Source organism: Sphaerisporangium sp. NPDC051017, from assembly GCF_040683095.1.
Classification (GTDB): Bacteria; Actinomycetota; Actinomycetes; order Streptosporangiales; family Streptosporangiaceae; genus Sphaerisporangium.
Genome location: NZ_JBFBCI010000102.1, coordinates 1 through 18,427 on the forward strand (window position 1 = coordinate 1; position 18,427 = coordinate 18,427).

16 protein-coding genes and 1 pseudogene are annotated in these 18,427 nt (G+C 65.6%); 10 read left to right on the top strand and 7 right to left on the bottom strand.

Annotated features, from left to right (window positions below):
- Positions 1–532: 532 nt before the first annotated feature.
- Entirely contained in the window at positions 533–1,282 is a 750-nt protein-coding gene (locus tag AB0M95_RS39260) for an MBL fold metallo-hydrolase (protein WP_363776305.1), read from the bottom strand.
- Positions 1,266–2,801, bottom strand: a complete 1,536-nt coding sequence (locus AB0M95_RS39265) for a hypothetical protein (RefSeq protein ID WP_363776308.1) — start codon at positions 2,799–2,801, stop codon at positions 1,266–1,268. Before AB0M95_RS39265 ends, AB0M95_RS39260 begins: the two co-directional genes overlap by 17 nt.
- A gap of 792 nt (positions 2,802–3,593) precedes the next feature.
- On the opposite strand from AB0M95_RS39265, the gene fxlM (AB0M95_RS39270) reads away from it, so the two are divergent.
- The 7 genes from fxlM (AB0M95_RS39270) to fxlM (AB0M95_RS39300) all read left to right on the top strand — a co-directional run bounded on the left by fxlM (AB0M95_RS39270) (position 3,594) and on the right by fxlM (AB0M95_RS39300) (position 12,870).
- On the top strand, positions 3,594–4,805 hold the full coding sequence (gene fxlM, locus AB0M95_RS39270; protein WP_363776311.1) for a methyltransferase, FxLD system: 1,212 nt from the start codon (positions 3,594–3,596) through the stop codon (positions 4,803–4,805).
- 68 nt (positions 4,806–4,873) lie between these two features.
- Positions 4,874–5,068: an FxLD family lanthipeptide gene (locus AB0M95_RS39275; RefSeq protein WP_363776314.1), complete on the top strand. Its 195-nt coding sequence runs from the start codon at positions 4,874–4,876 to the stop codon at positions 5,066–5,068.
- Positions 5,069–5,160: 92 nt separating this feature from the next.
- Entirely contained in the window at positions 5,161–8,238 is a 3,078-nt protein-coding gene (locus AB0M95_RS39280; protein WP_363776317.1) for a lantibiotic dehydratase, read from the top strand.
- Complete coding sequence (locus tag AB0M95_RS39285; RefSeq protein WP_363776320.1) at positions 8,235–9,473, top strand: lanthionine synthetase C family protein; 1,239 nt, start codon at positions 8,235–8,237, stop codon at positions 9,471–9,473. The genes AB0M95_RS39280 and AB0M95_RS39285 overlap by 4 nt, the downstream gene beginning before the upstream one ends.
- Before the next feature lie 20 nt (positions 9,474–9,493).
- On the top strand, positions 9,494–10,363 hold the full coding sequence (locus AB0M95_RS39290; protein ID WP_363776323.1) for a thiopeptide-type bacteriocin biosynthesis protein: 870 nt from the start codon (positions 9,494–9,496) through the stop codon (positions 10,361–10,363).
- Positions 10,339–11,475, top strand: a complete 1,137-nt coding sequence (locus AB0M95_RS39295; RefSeq protein WP_363776326.1) for a hypothetical protein — start codon at positions 10,339–10,341, stop codon at positions 11,473–11,475. Before AB0M95_RS39290 ends, AB0M95_RS39295 begins: the two co-directional genes overlap by 25 nt.
- A gap of 150 nt (positions 11,476–11,625) precedes the next feature.
- The gene (fxlM, locus tag AB0M95_RS39300) at positions 11,626–12,870 is read left to right on the top strand and encodes a methyltransferase, FxLD system (protein ID WP_363776329.1); all 1,245 of its coding nucleotides are present in this window, start codon (positions 11,626–11,628) and stop codon (positions 12,868–12,870) included.
- An 85-nt stretch (positions 12,871–12,955) separates the two neighbouring features.
- Here the strand turns inward: fxlM (AB0M95_RS39300) and AB0M95_RS39305 are convergent, their stop codons facing one another.
- The 3 genes from AB0M95_RS39305 to AB0M95_RS39315 all read right to left on the bottom strand — a co-directional run bounded on the left by AB0M95_RS39305 (position 12,956) and on the right by AB0M95_RS39315 (position 15,156).
- Entirely contained in the window at positions 12,956–13,747 is a 792-nt protein-coding gene (locus AB0M95_RS39305) for a GNAT family N-acetyltransferase (RefSeq protein ID WP_363776332.1), read from the bottom strand.
- A gap of 156 nt (positions 13,748–13,903) precedes the next feature.
- Positions 13,904–14,032, bottom strand: a complete 129-nt coding sequence (locus AB0M95_RS39310; protein ID WP_363776335.1) for a hypothetical protein — start codon at positions 14,030–14,032, stop codon at positions 13,904–13,906.
- Positions 14,029–15,156: a radical SAM protein gene (locus AB0M95_RS39315; RefSeq protein WP_363776338.1), complete on the bottom strand. Its 1,128-nt coding sequence runs from the start codon at positions 15,154–15,156 to the stop codon at positions 14,029–14,031. The genes AB0M95_RS39310 and AB0M95_RS39315 overlap by 4 nt, the downstream gene beginning before the upstream one ends.
- Positions 15,157–15,388: 232 nt before the next feature.
- On the opposite strand from AB0M95_RS39315, the gene AB0M95_RS39320 reads away from it, so the two are divergent.
- Together AB0M95_RS39320 and AB0M95_RS39325 are read left to right on the top strand one after the other, a co-directional pair.
- Positions 15,389–16,153, top strand: coding sequence for a GntR family transcriptional regulator (locus AB0M95_RS39320; RefSeq protein ID WP_363776341.1), 765 nt, complete (start codon positions 15,389–15,391; stop codon positions 16,151–16,153).
- 240 nt (positions 16,154–16,393) lie between these two features.
- Positions 16,394–16,468, top strand: a pseudogene (locus tag AB0M95_RS39325) (hypothetical protein); the annotation flags it as partial.
- Between the two features lie 485 nt (positions 16,469–16,953).
- Here AB0M95_RS39325 and AB0M95_RS39330 read toward each other — a convergent pair.
- Both AB0M95_RS39330 and AB0M95_RS39335 read right to left on the bottom strand, forming a co-directional pair.
- Complete coding sequence (locus AB0M95_RS39330) at positions 16,954–17,133, bottom strand: DUF397 domain-containing protein (RefSeq protein ID WP_363776344.1); 180 nt, start codon at positions 17,131–17,133, stop codon at positions 16,954–16,956.
- A 20-nt stretch (positions 17,134–17,153) separates the two neighbouring features.
- On the bottom strand, positions 17,154–18,092 hold the full coding sequence (locus AB0M95_RS39335; protein WP_363776347.1) for a helix-turn-helix transcriptional regulator: 939 nt from the start codon (positions 18,090–18,092) through the stop codon (positions 17,154–17,156).
- 138 nt (positions 18,093–18,230) lie between these two features.
- Between AB0M95_RS39335 and AB0M95_RS39340 the strand changes: the two genes are divergently transcribed.
- Positions 18,231–18,427, top strand: a 197-nt coding sequence (locus AB0M95_RS39340; protein WP_363776350.1) for a hypothetical protein, incomplete at its 3' end; no start/stop codon positions are given.

An 18,427-nucleotide genomic window follows, 5' to 3' on the forward strand; every position in this document is an offset into this window, starting at 1 on the left:
GCCTCCGAGCTTCGCAAACGCATGGAGGACTGGCTGGGGAGCCGCGGGATTCCCGCGCCCCTGGTGATCTCGCCTTTCGTTGACCCGGCCGGTCACGCGAACGTCCTGGTCAGAATGAACTCGCAGGTCGCGCTCGCGATGATCCTCGGTTTCGAGGAGCAGCACCGTCGGCTTCACGAAGAGGCCGATCGCGCCACGAGACCGTGTGCTCCGGACGATGTCCAGGTCTGGCCGTCAGGGGAAGGGCACCGGTAACGGATGTCGATTCCGACGGAGATCCTGCTTAGGCGTCGTTCATGCCTACCAGGGACATGGATGCCGACCGTCTCATTGTTCAGGGGAACGATCGCCGGGATCGTTGAGCTGGAAGAACTCCTTCACCTGAGCTGACCTGCGGCACTCGGAGCCTGGTGCCTACCTCGTAACCGGGTCGCCGAACTGAGCCGTCCGACTGGCGGCCTACCCTCCAAGGCACGCCTGGGGCGTCATTTCAGATGTAGTCGTCCGGATCCGAAGATTGTGCGGGCGCGTGTCATACCGGGATGGTGAGTCCTGGTCGGGCGATGTCAGCGGGTCCGGCGAAACGGGTTTGCAAGCGTTTGAGAGCGTGCTGGGGCGCAAGGTCAGGTGCGACGTGGGTCAGGATCACGCTCGACACGTGTGAATCGGTGGCGATGTCACCCGCCTCCTCCGGTGTGCAATGGTGCGGCTGAGGTGTGTTCGCACCTGCCTCGATCACAAGTACATGCGCCTTCTGGGCCATATCGGCCAGCCGCGAGCAGGGCCCTGAGTCCGCAGAGTAGGCGAAGACCCGATCGCGGTGCTGAGCTCGAAGCCCGAAAGTCGGGACGCTGTGCTCGACCTGCCAGGCGGAGAGCTCGACGGGCCCGATCGGTGCCAGATCTCCGTCGTGCAATTCCTGCGCGATGAAGACCCTCTCGATTGCCCTGTCCTGACCTAGCATCGCCTCCACCCTTTCACGCCAGCCTGGCGGTCCGAAGACCGTAGGGGAAGGAAGGGAGGGCGTATTGACGTAGGCATTCCATGCGGACAGCAGATCTGCGCAATGGTCGGGGTGTAGATGGCTGATCCAGATGGCGTCGATATCGGCCAGCCGCACGTGTCGCTGGAGCTCGGCAAAGGTACCAGGGCCGGCATCGACCCATACGACGGTCGCTCCCGCTCGCAAGAGATATCCCGAACATGGTTGGTCGGGCTTCGGATAGGGAGTCCGGCATCCCAGCACTGTCAATGTGATGGAAATATTATGGCGAACGCTCACGAGACTTCCTCACGTCTGCTGTTAGTTGTCGGGCCGCGTTATGGACGGCGAAATCTTCCATCTGTTCGGCAAGTTGCTGCGCTAGGGGGGTCGACCGCAGCGCCGGCGTGGCAAGCAACCGCCCCAGGACATGCGTGCGACGCACTACGCCAGCCAGTCGCAGATCAGGTGGCAGCCCGATAACCGGCCGGACGACCTCCAGCGCGCCATCCAAGTCACCATTTCTCAGGTGCGCCAACGCCAAGTCCAGCCGAGTCACGATGGTGTGGGCGTACGATGGCTCGTTTCCCATCGCCGGCACTTCACTCTGGAAATACACCAAGGCGCGCTCGAGAGAAGTCACGCTCGCGGCAGGAATGCCTAACCATAGATACGAGCTGCCTGCGCAACGCTCCTGATTCCCCGGTGAGAAAACAAACATACCTTCATACTGATGGTCGTCCTGTACATGCTGACGGGTTTCTTCGGCTGCCCGAAGGGCGGATCGAGTACGTTCCTCATCGCCAAGTTTGGCACGAGCCCGCGCTTCCAGACTTCGCAACCGGACTAGTTCAATGCCATGTGCACTGAAACTTATTCCGTGCTCGGCGTGCTGAACAGCGTCTTGAATACGGCCATCCCAGAATGCGATAAGGCTCCGCGTGGAAAGTATCCAGGCGCGCAACTTGTCATCCCCGGATAGTTCCGCGCACAACCACGCTGTACGGGCATGGGTATCAGCCGCATCGTAGTATCCAAGATCGCTGCACACGCTGGCGAGCAGGCCGCATAGCCGTCCGGCGATCACGTAGAGACGCCGAGTCTGCTCCGGATATTGCCGCCCGTTCAGTAGGGAGAATGTAAGGTCGCGAATCCGGCACATCTTTCGGAAGAGGGGAACCAGAGGCTCTGTGAGATAGCGTCGAGCCAAGTGCCGGACGTCGGCCTCCAGCTGGTCCAGATCAGTGGGACCTATGTTGGTCTGGCCAACTACACGCGCGAAGCCCGCCGATTCGTCTGCAGCAGCTGCCAGGATTTCATTTTCTGAATCCGCATCCGAGCCTGATGACTCTTCGGATCGCGGCATTCCTTCTATGGGTGTAACCGACGATGGGGCGACCACGGAAGAAGACGGGTTCCTCGCCCCAGCGTCAGGGATGGCAGCACCACTCGCTGTGAGATGTCGACACGCGTGAGACCGGAATTTCGTGTCGAAATCTCGATGGTCTATCGTATCCAGTTCGGCTCGGGCTGATGCATCGTAGCGAGCATATTCCTCGTCGGTGAGCAGCCGCCGGGCTGTCGTCTGATAGATACGCGCTAGCATGCTCAGGCTCTTCACGCTGGGCCGACGGCCATTGGTGGCGGTGGGCCAGCGTTCATATTGATAGATCCGGGATTTGGTCATCGTGGCCGTCCCAGGATCGAGCTCATTCCACAGGTCTGCTACTTGCTGCTGGGTGAGGTTGTGCGCCCAGCGCATCGAAACACGTGGGGAGGTGCCCGGATGTTCGCTCTCCCATACCGCCGCGATCTGCACCGGGCTTAGGCCCCGAGCCCTGAGCTCCTGATAGCGGCGGTCACGATCGCGTGGTACAGGGCCCGGGAGCCCTGCCGTCCGAGCCTTGTTACGGCCCGTCTGACGAACGTCCGGTTGAGCCGGGCGAGCCTGGGCAGATCCGGCGCGATTTCCACGATTAGCAGACATCTGAACGATTTGTCCTACTCGTCCCCGTTGGAGCTACGGTGATGGTGACCATTCCAGGTGTGATGGTCGGGCTCATCTGTTGACCATAACAGGTGACCCAAGGACGGTGTCCTCAACATCTTCCCAGGTCAGCGCGGCAGCAACACGTTAACCGATTTGGGAGTCGCCTCTACCTCCACATACAAGCGATGCTTAACAAGCGTTGTCAAGGTTAGAAGAGTGGAAGCTGGCAAGGCGATGCGACGCCTGGCGAGCCTCTCGATCGCGTGGAGATGCGCCCCGTGAGCCACCAAAGTTGCCCATAGTTACTCTCGCGGCGGCCTGTCAGCCGATCTCGGCTCGGGTTTATCCGTCCCCAGGGGGCGAACAGCCATGAGGTCTCGGGCGGGTCGATCCGTACGAGAGCACCCGTGAAAGGTCGCGCCATATGTCAGACCACTCCCACTTGGGGAGGTGAACCCGCTATTCCTCAGAATCATATTTCACGGTAATCGAACTTCCTGCTGTCTATGAATGAGCGCCCATTGGCGTAGACGCTGGCTGATTGATGGCCTACGGCTCCTTTATCCCGGTGAGGCGCAAAAGGCCGATTGATCGGCCACCCCGACTGAATAGGGTGACCGCATGACTACAGTCCGAGATTCCAGCGTCCAGGACGCCGCAGCCTCGCTGCGGGCGGCCATGGTGGGCGCGCTTCGCGACATGGACGCGATCACGTCCGAACGCGTGGCCGCGGCCATTGCCGCCGTGCCCAGACACCTGTTCGCTGTTGGGGAACCGCTGGAGGCGGCGTATGCCGCGAACAATGCGCTGGTGATCAAACGCGGCCTCAACGGCGCGGCCATCAGCTCTCTTTCGGCCACCCACATCCAGGCGGTGATGTTGGAGCAGGCTGAGATCGAACCCGGTATGCGGGTTCTGGAGATCGGCTCGGGTGGTTACAACGCCGCCCTGATTCAAGAGCTCGTCGGTGATGGCGGAAAGGTCACCTCGGTCGACATTGACCCGGAGATCGTCGCCCGCGCCCGCACCTGCCTCGACGCAGCCGGCTACGACCGTGTCAAGGTGGTGTTGGCCGATGCCGAGAACGGCGTGCCCGAGGGCGCACCCTATGACCGGATCATCGTCACGGCCGGGGCCTGGGACATCCCGCCGGCATGGGTCGATCAGCTTTCTGCGCGCGGCAGGATCGTCGTCCCGCTGCGAATGAGAGGGCTGACACGCTCAGTCGCCTTCGACCGTGACAGTCTAGGCTTGGCGAGCCACAGCTACCGTCTGTCCGGCTTCGTACCCATGCAGGGATCCGGCTCTCACAGCGAGCGGATCGTCACGCTCGACGAAGGCGTCGCGCTGCGGGTCGACGACGAGTCCCAGCAGTTCGACGTCGAGGCGCTACGGGAGGCGCTCCGCTCTCCGAGGCTGGAACGCTGGTCCGGCGCGGCCTTCGATCTGCCCGACGAGCTGGAGCTGTTCCTCGTTACCAGCGCGCCGCGGGTCGCACTGCTGCACGCGAGTGAAGAGCTCGTGGAGCGAGGCTATTTCGCCCCTTCTGCAGCTAAGGGTGTGCCTGCCCTGATCAGGGGCGGCAGCTTCGCCTACCGCACGAAGCGGCCGAACGAGGAGACCGGCGGATTCGAGAGCGGAGTCTTCGCCCACGGACCCGAGGCCGAGGCGGTCGCGGCGCAGTATGTGGATTTGCTGCGGCGGTGGGCGAGCGATCACTGCCGCCGCGGCGCGGCGCGCCTCGGATATATCCCGAAGGCCGCCGGTGCGACCGAACCGTCCCAGGGGCTCGTGACCAAACGGCACGGGGTAGTCACGATCTCCTGGTCATAAGCCGCCGGGCTCCCGAGCGATCTTCAAGGGAGCGCCGGGGAACCCGCACCACTACAAGGGAGGTCTTTGTGTCCATCCAGTTCGACAAGGCACCAGCTGCGCTCGCGCAGCCCGCTCAGGACCAGGAAGAGGTGGACTTCGGGGAGTGGGACTTGGACGTCTCCATCGTCGAGTCCGGCCCGGCTGCGGACAAGCTCATCCGGATGACCGACGACGGCTGCGGCCAGACGTGCCAGTCCGCCTGCATGTCCACCTGCCCGTAGACGGCGCCACCTGCGCCTCGATCATCTGAACCCGGGCGTCCGGTCGGCGGTTCGCCGATCTGGCCGGACGCCGCCCGTCTATGGAGGGGGAGTTGTACCAGTATCTCGATGCTGCGGTGGTGCGCGCGGCGGCTTGGCGGCCGGGCCGGGAGATGGGGCCGTGGCCCGACCTGAGCGGGCAGGCAGCCAGCCCAGCATCCTGGCGCCCGTGGCTGCGGCAGACTATGCAGATACCTGACTTCGCGGCCGCCCTGGAGCAGGCCAGCCCGGTCCTGGCCTGCCGCGTGCGCGAGATCTGCAGCGACCGGGAGGTGCCCGGCCCCACTGTACGCCGCGCGGTTCTCTCGGTCATGCGCTACCTGCTTCGCGCCTCGGGACGCGCAACGCCGTTCGGCCTGTTCGCGGGGGTCGCCCCAGCCCGTATCACCCCCCTGCCCGCAACTCGTGTCGGCAGAACGCATCGCGCTATCGCCAAGGTCGAGGCCGGATGGCTCACGACAGTGATCGAACGACTGGAAGCCGAACCGGCGCTCCTGCCGCGCCTGAAGGTCCTGGCCAACAACATGGCGTTCGAGCGTGACGGCCATCTGGTGCTGGAGCACCGCTCCAATGGGAGCTATGGCGGCGCGCCCACGCATGTGCGCGTGCGCGCCACCAGGCCGGTGCGCGCGGCGGTGAGGCTGACATGCGACCCAATCCTGCTGGGGGATCTGGCTGAGAAGCTCGCGGCCGACTTCCCCGGCGTTCCCGCCGACGTCATCGACGCGCTCCTGGCGGACATGGTGGCGCAGCGCCTCCTCGTCACGAACTTGCGCCCTGCGATGACGGTGAGCGATCCCCTTGGCTATCTCGTGGGCGAGCTCCAGGCGGTGGCGGCAGGGGAGGTGGCCGAGGTGGCCGGCACTGTCAAAGGTCTGCGCGATATCGCCCACGGATTGTTCCAGCACAACATTGCGCCCGCTTCGGCCATCGCGGCCGAGCATCGCGCTCGCCTCGCTAGCGCGATGGCTATCATCTGCCCCACTCCCGGGCCCGAACTTGCGGTCGATCTGCGGATGGACTGGCATCTTGCGGTCCCGCACGCGGTGGCGGCCGAGGCAGCGAAGGCAGCGGGCGTGCTCGTGCGTCTGGCCCCTCGCCAGAACCTAAGCCCCGGGTGGGTCGCGTGGCATGGCCGCTTCCTGGAACGCTACGGCCCACGCGCCCTGGTCCCCGTCCTCGATGCCGTCGACGCCGACATCGGACTCGGCTATCCGGTCGGCTACCTCGGCGGGGCTTCTACGCCTCCCGGCGGTGCGCTAACCGATCGAGACGTGAAACTGCTGATGCTGGCGCAGAAGGCCGCGCTGCTTCGCCAGCGCGAGATCTTGCTGGATGAGGCAATGGTCGCGAATCTTGCGGCCTTCGCCCCTGAGGCGCATATCCAGCCCACCACCGAACTGACCGTGCGCGTCCACGCCTCAAGCACGCGGTCCCTGGGCCAAGGGGAATTCACGCTTGCGATCGTCGGAGTATCGCGCGCAGCCGGCACCACGACCGGGCGATTCCTAGACCTGTTCGACGACAAAGACCGAGAGCGGATGTGCGCGCTGTACGCGAACCTGCCCACCGTGAACCGGAACGCGCTCACGGTGCAGATCTCCGCCTTCACTCCGTATACAAATACCGAGAATGTCGCCCGCGCCCCTCAGGTGATGGAGCACCTGCTCCCTCTGGGCGAGTACCACGACGACGGTGTCGAGGGCCGGATAGCACTGGAGGACATCGCCGTCACCGCGGACGCGCACCGGATCTGCCTGGTCTCGCGCTCGCGGTGCCGACCTGTGGAGCCGGTGATGCTCAACGCGGTGGAGCTGGTCAACCACACGCACCCGCTGGTGCGGTTCCTCGTTGAGGCCACCAGTGCGCTGAGCGTTCCGTGCGCCTCGTTCGACTGGGGGGTTGCGGCCAGCCTGCCGTTCCTCCCAGCGCTGCGCTATGGACGTACAATCCTGTCCCCGGCCCGCTGGCTGCTCACGAGCGCCGACCTGCCCGGACCCACAGCCCGCTGGCCGGAGTGGGACAGCGCCCTGGCCGCATGGCAGGAACAGGTGGCCCTCCCACGGAGGATCTACCTCGGCGAAGGCGACCAACGCATCGGTCTGGACCTGTCTGAGCCCGCCCACCGGGCGCTGCTGCGCGCGCGGGTGGAGCGTGCCGGAACCGCCTTGCTGCGCGCCGCACCCGAGGCCGACGCGGTGGGATGGATCGGCGGACACGTCCACGAGATCGTCGTGCCCCTGGTCGCCACTGGTCGGCGAGCGAACCCTCCACTGTGGCCGGAAGAAGGCGGCACGGTCGGCCGCGACCACGGTCACCTTCCCGGCTGCGACGGGCGGTTTTCCCTCAAGCTCTACGGCCATCCCGACCGTCAAAACGCCATCCTCACCCGCCACTTGCCGCACCTGATCAGCGAGCTGGGCGACCAGGCACAGTGGTGGTTCCTGCGCTACCACGACCCCGATGAGCACGTGCGCCTGCGGCTGACGGTTCCAGCGGACAGTTTCGCGCCCACCGCCGCTCGGATCGCCACCTGGAGCCAAAGTCTTCGCCGAACCGGCCTGATCGCGCGTGTGCAATGGGACACCTACTTCCCGGAGACCGCACGCTTCGGGGGCAGCGCGGCGATGGATACGGCCGAGTCGTACTTCGCCGCGGACTCGGCCGCAGCTCTGGCGCAACTGACCGCCAGCGGCGAGAAAAACGGCCCCGACATACGCGCCCTGACCGCCGCGAGCCTGCTCGACATCACCATCGCCCTAATCGGAGACGCCGCCGAGGCGATGAGCTGGCTGATCGAACACACTCGGGCCCAGTCCCCCGCTCCGGCCCGCGCGCTCTACGACCAAGCCCTAGCCCTGGCGAACCCGAACGACCAGCGGGCCCTGACCGCGCAACCCGGAGGGGGGCACGTCGTCTCGTGCTGGGCACGGCGGCGGAAGGCGCTGGCCGCCTACCGCACCGTGCTCGAGGAGACCGGGACGACCCGCGCAACCCTCCTGCTGCCCGATCTCCTGCATCTCCACCATGTCCGTATGTCCGGAACCGACCTGCAAGACGAGCGCGCGTGCCTGCACTTGGCCCGTGCCGCCGCCTTGAGTTGGGCTGCGCGAGCGAAGGGTGGATCATGAACAGCCCCGACCCGGATGCGCTGGCCGTGGCCAGCTCCATCGCGGCAAGGCTGTCCGACCCGCGGGCCGCCTGGAGCACCACACCGCCGACCAGGGGGCGGGCGTGGCCGCAGTCGCTGGCCGGTGGCGCGGCGGGCATCGCCCTGCTGCACATCGAACGCGCTCGCTCCGGCCACGGCCATTGGGATACCGCGCAAACGTGGCTTTCGGTGGCCGCCTCCGGCGCGTTGACCGCGGCGGCCAACGCGGGCTTGTTCTTCGGTGCCCCGGCCCTGGCCTTCGTCACACACGCGGCCGCCGGCCCGTCGGGTAGATACCGGCGCGCCCTGGCCAGCCTGGACGAAGCCGCCATTGCGGTCACCCGCACGCGCCTGGCCGTGGCTCACGCGCGCATCGATCGAGGCGAACGACCCACGATGAAGGAGTTCGACCTGATCCGCGGGCTGGCGGGCCTGGGCGCCCACCATCTGGGACGCCACCCGGACCACCAAATCACCAGCGACACGCTGTCCTACATGGTGCGCCTGACCGAACCGCTGCCCGCAGGAGGCGAGCTTCCACCTTGGTGGACGGACGTCTCGCCCAACGGCGAGCCGAGCCCGGATTACCCACACGGACACGGGAACTTCGGCCTCGCCCACGGCATCGGCTCGGTCCTGGCCCTGCTCTCGCTGGCGTTGCTGCGCAACCTGCCGGTGGCCGGCGCCGACGAAGCAATCGAACGGATCTGCGCGTGGACCGATCTGTGGCGCCAGCAGGACGACGCGGGTCCATGGTGGCCGGGACTCATCACCGTCGACCAGGTCCGCGAACAGCGCGTCGAGCCGACGCTACGGCCTCGGCCCTCATGGTGCTACGGGATCAGCGGCACCGCACGTGCTCAGCAACTGGCGGGTATGGCACTCGGGGACGCCGCGCGTCAGCAGGCCGCTGAGAACGCGATGCTCGCGACGCTGCGCGATCCCGAGCAGCTGGATCTGCTCCCCGAGATCGGACTGTGCCACGGAATGGCCGGGCTGCTCCAAGCCGCGTGGCGGATGGCTACCGACTCCCGATCCCCCGATATCGGCGCCGAACTACCCCGGCTGACCGCTCGGCTCGCCGCGCAACTGTCCCACCCCCTGCCTGATCCCGAACTCCTGGACGGCGCTGCGGGGGCCGCGCTTGCCCTGCACACCGTCGGCATCGGTGCCGCGCCCGCAACGGGCTGGGACACCTTTCTCCTACTGGCCTGATCACGATGGAGCCAACTCGAATGGACCCCTGCCCGTGGCGCCAGGTCAACGTCACCTTCCCCACCTGGACCGGTGCCGAGCACGCCGCCTTGGCCCATCTCGCTCCGCTGCTGACAGTGGCGGAGTCCGAAGGACTCGTCACGTCCTGGTTCTTCATCCGCAAAGCGCCCTGCTGGCGGGTGCGTTATCTGCCCGGCGGAGACCCTTCTCATGCGCAGTCCTACATCCACCGCCATCTTGAGGAGCTCAGGAGCAAACAGTACGTCGAAGATTTGAAGGAGGTCGTCTACGAGCCCGAAACGCACGCATTCGGTGGCGCCGAGGGCATGGCGTCCGCCCACCGCCTCTTCCATCTCGACTGCCGATACATGCTCGCCTATCTCGCCGAGACCGAGTGCCTGCCAGGCGACGGGCATCGCCGCGAACTGTCGATCGTGCTCTGCAGCGCCTTGCTGCGCACGGCCGGACTGGACTGGTACGAGCAGGGGGACGTGTGGGCTCGAGTGGCCGACCACCGTGAACTACCCCACATGATGCCTACGGACAGACTCCACTCACTGGAGACCGATCTGCGACGGCTGATGAGCGTGGACACGGCGATCCTCACACGCGAAGGTGCGCCCCTCGCCTCCGCAGCCGGATGGATACAAGCTTTTGCCGCCGCCGGTCGGGAATTGGCCGACCTCGCAGCCAACGGGCTACTGCACCGCGGGCTGCGCGCCATCCTGGCCCACCACATCATCTTCGCTTGGAACCGGTTCGGCCTGCCCTACTCGCCTCAAGCCGTCCTGGCCAACACCGCTAAAGCCGTGGTGTTCGGGTGCGAGCACGCAGCGGAGCATAAGACCCAGCAAGGAGGCCAGCCATGCACAGCACCAGCAGACACCTGACAGCCGGCATCACGCTCGCGTGGCTTCCGCTGGTGCCGCGCCCGCGCCCCCCAGCGCTGCCACTTGAGGCCCGGGTCAGACAGTTGCGGGACTTGGCCGCGCAACTCGGCCACGGCGACGACCGGATCACCTCGGCGGCCGAGGTGTGCAACATGGCGGCACTGATCGCCTCAGACTGCAGTCTACCGGATCTCGCCCGCGCCCTATGCTGGCGGCAGCACGAGGTGTTCGACCAGGCGCGACCACTGCCCGCCTCGGCCGCGAAACTGGCCGTGCAGCCGCTACTGAACCTTCCCCGCCAGCTGATCCGAGAGGGCGACGGCGAGGGCGCCTACGTGATGCTCGAGACTCTCTATCACGCCGCGCGCGACCAGACCAATGCCGTGATCGACGGGCGATCCATCAGCCTTGGGGACATCACCTGCGCTGAGGACGGTCATAAGACGATCTGCACACTGGTATGGGCGGCGCTGCTGGCCGACGGCGCTCGCGCCCTGGCGCTGGCGGGCCGCTGGCGGGAAGCCGCCGAACGCACTGCAGCCCACCAGGGTGTTGGTATGCGGCTGCTCGACGGCCGACAAGTTACCATTCTCGCGCTGGCGCAGGACGAACAGACAGACCAGGCCGCCGCGCTGGTCGAGCAGAGCACGGTCACCGAACCCTGGGAGCGGGCGGTTCAGAGCCTGCTACGGGTCTTCTGCCGGCGCACAGCCGGAGCCGAGGCCGGTCGGCAGGTCGCGGCGATGCTCACCGCCGTACTCGCGCTTCTCGAGCAGCCCGACCCGTCCACAACGGTCTTCCGTACCCGCGTCGGCATGACCGCGCTCGACCTCGCCGACCTCCCTGGCGACCCGCGGCTTTCCCAACTGCGCGCGGAGCTGATCGCCGCAGCGGCACGCGACGCCTACGTCGCCCGGGATGCGCTCGCCCACCCGCTGCTGCGCCTAGCGATGACGGCCGGCCAACACCAAGATCTGGTGCGGCTAGCCCAGGCTTCCGGGCTCGGAGCCGGGGCGATCCCCGCCCCTCTGTACCGCGACCTGGCGGCGGCGGTGTCATCCGCCGAGAATCGGCTGCACGCGCTCCTGGACCGCAATGTCCCAAGATCCTGACGTCGAACCGCGCGTCGCCTCCGGTCGGAGCTGAGCGGTGGGAGGCTTCCTGCTCAATACCGATTCGCTCATGCGGCCGCATCACGGCAGCGGGCGCATAACGGCCTGGAAGCCGTCGGGCCAGCCAAACCAGCAGACAGGGAGTACCGCATGACGCAGACGGTTGACATATCCGCAGACTCCGACCAAGCGGCGACGACCCGCAATGCCCTGACGGACAAGCTGCTCGCCAACGGCATGATCACCTCGTCGGTAGTTGAGCGGGCCTTCCGCACAGTGCCGCGGCACGAGTTCGTTCCGGTCGGCACTCCGCTGGAGGTCGCCTACAACGCCGACGACTCGGTGACGACCAAGACCGACGAGCATGGCGTGGTCATCTCCTCGATCAGTGCGCCGTTCATCCAGGCCCGGATGATCGAGCAGGCGGAGCTAGCGCCGGGCATGAGTGTGGTGGAGATCGGATCGGGCGGCTACAACGCAGCGCTCCTGGCCGAAGTCGTCGGCCCTGAGGGTCGTGTGGTCAGCGTGGACATCGACCCGGAGGTTACCGACAGGGCCGGCGCCCTGCTGGACGCCGCCGGGTACGGTAGCCGGGTCGCGGTCGTGCTGGCCGACGCCGAGCAATGCATCCCTGAATCCGGGCTGTTCGACGCGATCATCGTAACGGTCGGCGCGTGGGACATCCCGCCGGCGTGGCTTGACCAGTTGTCCAAGGACGGGCGGCTGGTCGTGCCGCTGCGGATGAACGGGATCACCCGCTCGATCGCCTTCCGCCGAGAACGAGACCATCTGGTAAGTACATCCGCTGAGGTGTGCGGGTTCGTCGCGATGCAGGGCGAGGGGGAGCATCCCGAGAGGGTCTTGCTTCTCCCCGACGCGCAGGGCCACAACGTCAAACTGCGGTTCGACGACGGGGTGCCGGATGATCCGAGCCTGCTTGATGGGGTGCTGGCAACCGAACGGACGGCTGTGTGGTCCGGCGTCACGATTAAGCATGGGGTATCGTTCGCCGACTTGCACCTCTGGTTCGCGGGTTTCCTACCCGGCTTTTGCAAATTGGCCGTGGACAAGGGAACCGAGCTGGACCGGGAGCGCGGGAAGTGGTTCCCTTTCGGCGTCGTGCGCGGCGACTCTTTCGCCTACCTCGCGGTACGCCCGGCCCTGGAGGGGGCCGGAGTCGAGTTCGGCGCGCGCGCCTACGGGACGCACGGCGAGGCGGCCGCGGCCGCGATGGTCGAGCAGATCCAGGCGTGGGACCGGCTGGCCCGGCGTGGCCCGGCCCCCACCTTCGCGTTTTGGCCGACCGGCAGCGACCGCGCCCAGTTGCCCGCAGGCGCGGCGGTCCTCAACAAGACTCACGGTTTCGTCACGATCTCCTGGCCCACGATGGGCTGAGTAATCGCGCGCACGCGCGGGCCAGGATGCACCACCCAAACCCCCATGGAACGAGGAGTGTGATCCGACTGGGGGTGGTTCTCGGCTACGCAATCGTGGTTGAGGCCAGGTCCTGAGTGCAGATGAAGCCCAGGGTGGTGAGGCCCTCGGAGAGGTAGAGGCGTTCTGCGGGGCTGCCGGAGGCGGCTTGAAGGACCTTGTACTCAGCGCCATGGTCTCTACCCCAAGCCATGGCGGCGCGCCAGAGTGCCCGTCCGTGCCCTTTCTGACGATAGTCCGGGTGCACCGCGAAGTACTGCGGCGGTTGCATCGTGGAGCCGTTCGCGTCGATCAGGGTACTCATTGGGCCGATGGCACCGACGATTCGCTTGTTTTCAGTCGTGACCAGGATAGGACCGTCCTTGTGTCCAGCTCTCAGGCGCCGATCGAGGAAGGCGAATCCCTCATCGCCGAGTTGTCGTGCGAAGGCGTCAAAGCTGTCTGCGGCGTCGCAGTCGCGCAGTTGCGTGATCCGGCTTGCATTACTCGTGTCCTGGTCACTGAAGGTTTTGAGCATCAGCCGCCCGCGGGCTCCGTGGGGGGCGTGCTGAAACCAGAGCAGCCGGCTGCTCGCTGCGCCATGAGTGGCGCACCATCGGTGAGCCCAGTCGGTGACTTCGGCCGCGTCGGGTGGCATCGAGGCGTAGTAGTGAATCTTGATCAGGCGGCGCCCTGAATCAGTCAGGGTGGGGATCACGGTCCGGTCCGCGGTGTGAATGATCTCCTGAACCATGGCCCGTTCGACCTTGTTGCGAAACCAGCGTCGGTCCTTGTCGTAGGGCAGGAACCGGCTCGTATGCGCCACGTCCACGATGGCGTTGAACAGGTCTGCCGACACGGCGCCAGGCTGGACGGGACCGAGCGCGGGAACGTACGGCACAGAGACCACCGGGCTCAACCAGTCCCATCGAAAACGCATGCCCGGCACAGTAGCAAGTGCCACGCGCCAGACCGGCCCCAACGCGAGAGCGCGTCGGGGCCGGTTCTGATTTGGTCAGAATGGGTTGTCGTCTCCGGCCGCGCAGGAGCACTTGTCCGACTCGGACAGCGCATCCAGGTCTGGGACCAGCTCCACCTCGGTGAGTGGGACGGCTCTGGGGGTGATCGCGATGTCTATGGTCATGTGGTCGTTTCCCTTCGTTCCTTGTGCTGGCAGTAGGTGGCCAGCGGGGCCTTGGCCTTGCGGTACAGCGTCACGAGCGGCATGCACGTGCCGCACGTGCCACTCAGGGCGCAGCCGGTGCAGCCGCCCTGGCGGAGCACGAGCCCGTCGGCGATTGTGGTTAGATCCCGAAGGCCGTCCACGCCTTCGTCCATAAGTGAAATCTGCGGGTCGCGTCCGACCTTGCAGATGCTTGCCATGCCGTGCGGGTCGACGTGGAAGAAGGTGTGTCCGGCGTTGCAGCCCGTGAACGGCCGTCGTTTTCGCAGATGGGCGGCCGACTGGGACGGTAGGGTCTCGGCACCGCCATAGATGGTCGGCACCATATTGACGTACTCGTCCATCGGGATGCCGAGGCTGTCGGCGAGTGCCTTCATCTGGTCCACTTCGTGGGCATTGCGCTCCGTAACGATCATGCTCAGAGCAAGGGGAAGGCCCGCTTCGTGGGCCGAGTAGAGGCCCTTGATGAACATCCGGAAGGCACCCTTGCGGCGAGTCAGCCCGTCGTAGCTCTCTGCCGTTGCGCCGTACACGCTGAGCGTGATTCGGTGCGGTCGTCGCGAGGTCAGGAGGTCGAGCATCTTGGGGCTGGACAAGCGGGACCCATTTGAGAGGATCGTGCACAGCATGCCCAACTCGCCAGCGAGCTGGTAGACCTCGGAAAAGAGTCGATCGATCATCGGCTCCCCGCCGGTGAGTTGAAGCCAGAGCACCCCGGCATCCCGCAGGATGTGCAGCAACCGTTCCCGATCCGGCCATGACAGGCCCTCGAACCGCTTCAAGCCGAGGTAGCAGTGCTCACAGTCGTAATTGCAGCCCAGGTTCAGCTCGTAGGAGGCCCGGCCGAATCCAAAGGATGATTCGGACCGTACAAGAAGAGTGCGAGCGAGGGGTCGGTCGGCGATGTCGAGACCCCAGCTTTCAAGTGCAGCCTTCGCGAGCCATGCTGGGCACGTCGCATCAGGGGTGGTTTGGGTGAGAGAGAGGTATTTGTCGCGAGGAATCTTCATGCCGTTCGGGAAGCCCGGCCTGACCACGAGGTAGTCGCCGAGGAATGGGCTTGCGATGAGCTGGTGCATCGTCATGCCTCTCCGGTGGTTCGGATCGTAGGGCCGGTTGGACGGCGGGTTGGGCTGAACTTGGAATTCGTCCCTTGCGGCTTCGCTGCGAGCATGGCATCGCGGGTGTGGGGAGGATGGTGGCCGGCCGTGGAGCGAGGTTCCGTAGTTGGAACTACGTACTTCATAGTCAACCGACTGCTGTCCGGCCGTCAACGAGTAGGTAGTACGTACTATCGATGTCGGTAGGCTGAGCCGCATGAGTCAATACCGGGAGACAGCGGACAAGATCCGCAGTGCCATCGCCGACGGGACCTACCAGCGGGGGGTGCTGCTGCCGAACGAGGACCAGCTGGCGGCCGAACTGCACGTCAACCGTGTCACTGTTAATCGGGCACTCCAGATACTGCGTGCCGAGGGGTTGGTACGAGTCCACAGAGGGGTGGGCACAATCGTCCACGAACTGGCGCCCATGCTCCGTGATGCCGCCGTCCGGCACAGCCGGGCACGTCGTGAGCGCGGCGGGAGCAGGGGGGCGCTCGCGACCGAACTTGCCGACCTTGGCTACGAGTTGCGCTCCGACAACACTGTTGAGCCGGGTTACCCGCCCGCGCTGGTCGCTGAGCTTCTGGGAGTGAATCCCGACGAGAAGAGCGTGATAGTGCGTGCTCGGCGGATGTTCGCCCAAAACGTCCCGATTCAGCTAGTGACCAGCTATATTCCTATCGCTATTGCGCAGGGCACTCCTATCGCGCAAGAGGACTCCGGCGTCGGTGGAATCAGTAGCCGCCTGGCCGAACTCGGTCACGCCCAACATGAGATCGAAGAGCGCATCGCTGTACGCCCCCCGCTGCCACAGGAAGCCGACTTTCTCCGGATGACCGAGGACCAGCGTGTTTATGAGATCGTTCATATTGGCTGGACCGTCGATGATCGACCTGTCAAGGTGACGCTCTATGTGATGCCGACCCACCAGTGGGCACTGAGGTACAGATACCCTGTCGACCCCTCAGTGGGTGCGTAGCAGGAGAGAACTCGAGTAGTTTCGGTGCGGTAGCGCTGCTCCTGAGGCCACACCCTTGCGACGCGGGAATCTCGTCGTTCGGAGGCGTCGTAGCGGCTCACCGGATCGCAGGGACCAGTCGGCAAGGCCGTCTTATCCACAGAAACAGGAGCAAACGGCCACCTTACACACGGGCTCCGTCTCGTCGCCACAATTGGGCCGGCGGGGGCGGCCGGGCGGCGGGGCCACGCGTGCAGCGCGGTGCTTGAACCCTTCAACCTCGGCGCCGCCCGCACACTGCTCTACGTCCCCCGTATCCGGTACCGCCGCGTCGTACTGGTCGCTGCACGCTGGATTCTCAACTCCACCGATCTGCCGGGCGCCCTGGCCGGAGAATTCCGGGCCATCCGCGCTCTGCCGGGCGGCGAAGCGGTGGCCGCCGCTTGGCGGGTCCAGGACGTGACGTTGGCCGCCTACCACCCCGTCCTCACTGCCCAGCGCGACCCAGTCACCGTGCTGCGCACTCTGCTCCACGAGCACCATGTGCGCGCCCTTGGGGTAGATCCGGAGTTCGAGAAGGTAACGGGCCGCCTCCCCGATCGCGGTGGACAGGTCGCCGCCATGGGATGTTGCGACTGCCCACAGAGGTTCTGCGACGTCTTCGGGTGTTTGCCAGTCCTCGGTCGCGTCCGCGTAGTGTGCGCCGGCCAGGAAGATCGCCTGGTCGATGGCGGACTCCAGGTCATTTGCCCGCACTATGTACACGGGTGGGTCATGCTCGGCATAGATTGCCGACCAGTCCAACACGTACGTCCGCGTCGTCATCCTCGCTTGATCTCCGCGATGAAGACGGTCCACTCTCGTTGGGGGACGATCAAGATGTTGCTGTCGACGGTTTTGGAGTCGCGTACCGCGACGTGCGGATCGATCCAGGCGACCTCTACGCAGTTCTCGCCTTGGCCCTGGCTGCGGCTGCTCTTCCGCCAAGTAGCACGTGACACGTCGATATCGTCGCCACTGATCATTCTCGGCTCCCGAGTCCGGACTGGATTGACTGGATGAACTTGACAGACTCCGCTGGTCCGAGGGCGATTGCCCGGAGGTGGTCAAACATCAGCGTATAACGCAGTACTTCTTCAGTCTCCTCCAGATATAGGCCGCTTGCTGCGGTCTCCAGGTAGACGATGGGAGCGAAGAACTCCGGTGCCGGGAAGTCCAGTAGCACGAAGGGGCCGGACAGGCCGGGGTGGGCGCCGGCCGAGGTGCGGATGACCTGGATTGTGACCCTCGGGTGCTCGCTCATGTCGATGAGTCGTTGCAGTTGTTCGCGCATCGTGTCGCCCTCGCCCACTGGCCGTTGTACGGCGACTTCTTCGAGGACGACCCACAGCCGGGGGCCGTCGCGGTCGTCGGCCAACAACTGTTGCCGTGCCATGCGGGCTTCGGTGCGCCGCCTGACCTCCTTGGGGTCCATGACAAGGGCAGCGCGGACCACGGCGCGTGCGTACGCCTCGGTTTGGAGCAGTCCGGGAATCAGCTGTGGCTCGTAAGTCCGCATCATCGAGGCCTGGGCTTCGAGGTCGAGATAGGAGCCGGTGAGGACGTCGCGGTACTCGGTCCACCAGCCTTTCTGACGGACGTGCCGGGCGAGCGCGATCAGGGCGTCGCGCCGCGGTCCGTTGACTTGGTAGATGTCGAGGAGGTCCCTGAGGTCGCCCGTGCTGATGCCGGAGCGGCCGCTCTCGACTCTCCACACTTTGGTCGCATGCCAGTCGAGTCGTTCGGCGATCTCTTCTCGGGTGAGGCCGGCCGCCTCACGGAGACGCTCCAACTCCGCGGCGAGCCTGCGTTGCCGGATTGTGGGGTTTGTCTGTTGAGGCATTGCCCTTAGCCCTTCTGCTAGTCCTAGATCGTCCTGGTCTTGTGTGATGTGCCGGAATCGGCGATCCCGTGCTGTCACCACTCAAGATCAGGTGTGATTTCCTAGAGTTTTTGGATTGTGGTTGCACCGTAGTAGTTGACCCGTCACTCTCGGTAGAGATTGCCATCCAACCTGCTGTGACCGCAGGGAATCCGAGCATCTGGAGGTGACTGGGTGATGACCATGGGACAGGCGGAGTCCGTGGAGGGGTGCGGTTCGGTGTCGGAGCTGATCGGGTCGCCGAGTGGTTGGGCTCTTGTGCCGAACCCGCCCGTGGCGGGCGAGGCGGTGCGGGTGCGTACGTTTCGGCGGGAGACCTTCCGGGCGACCGGTGATCAGGTGTCGCAGGCGCGGCGGGTCACGCAGCAGACGCT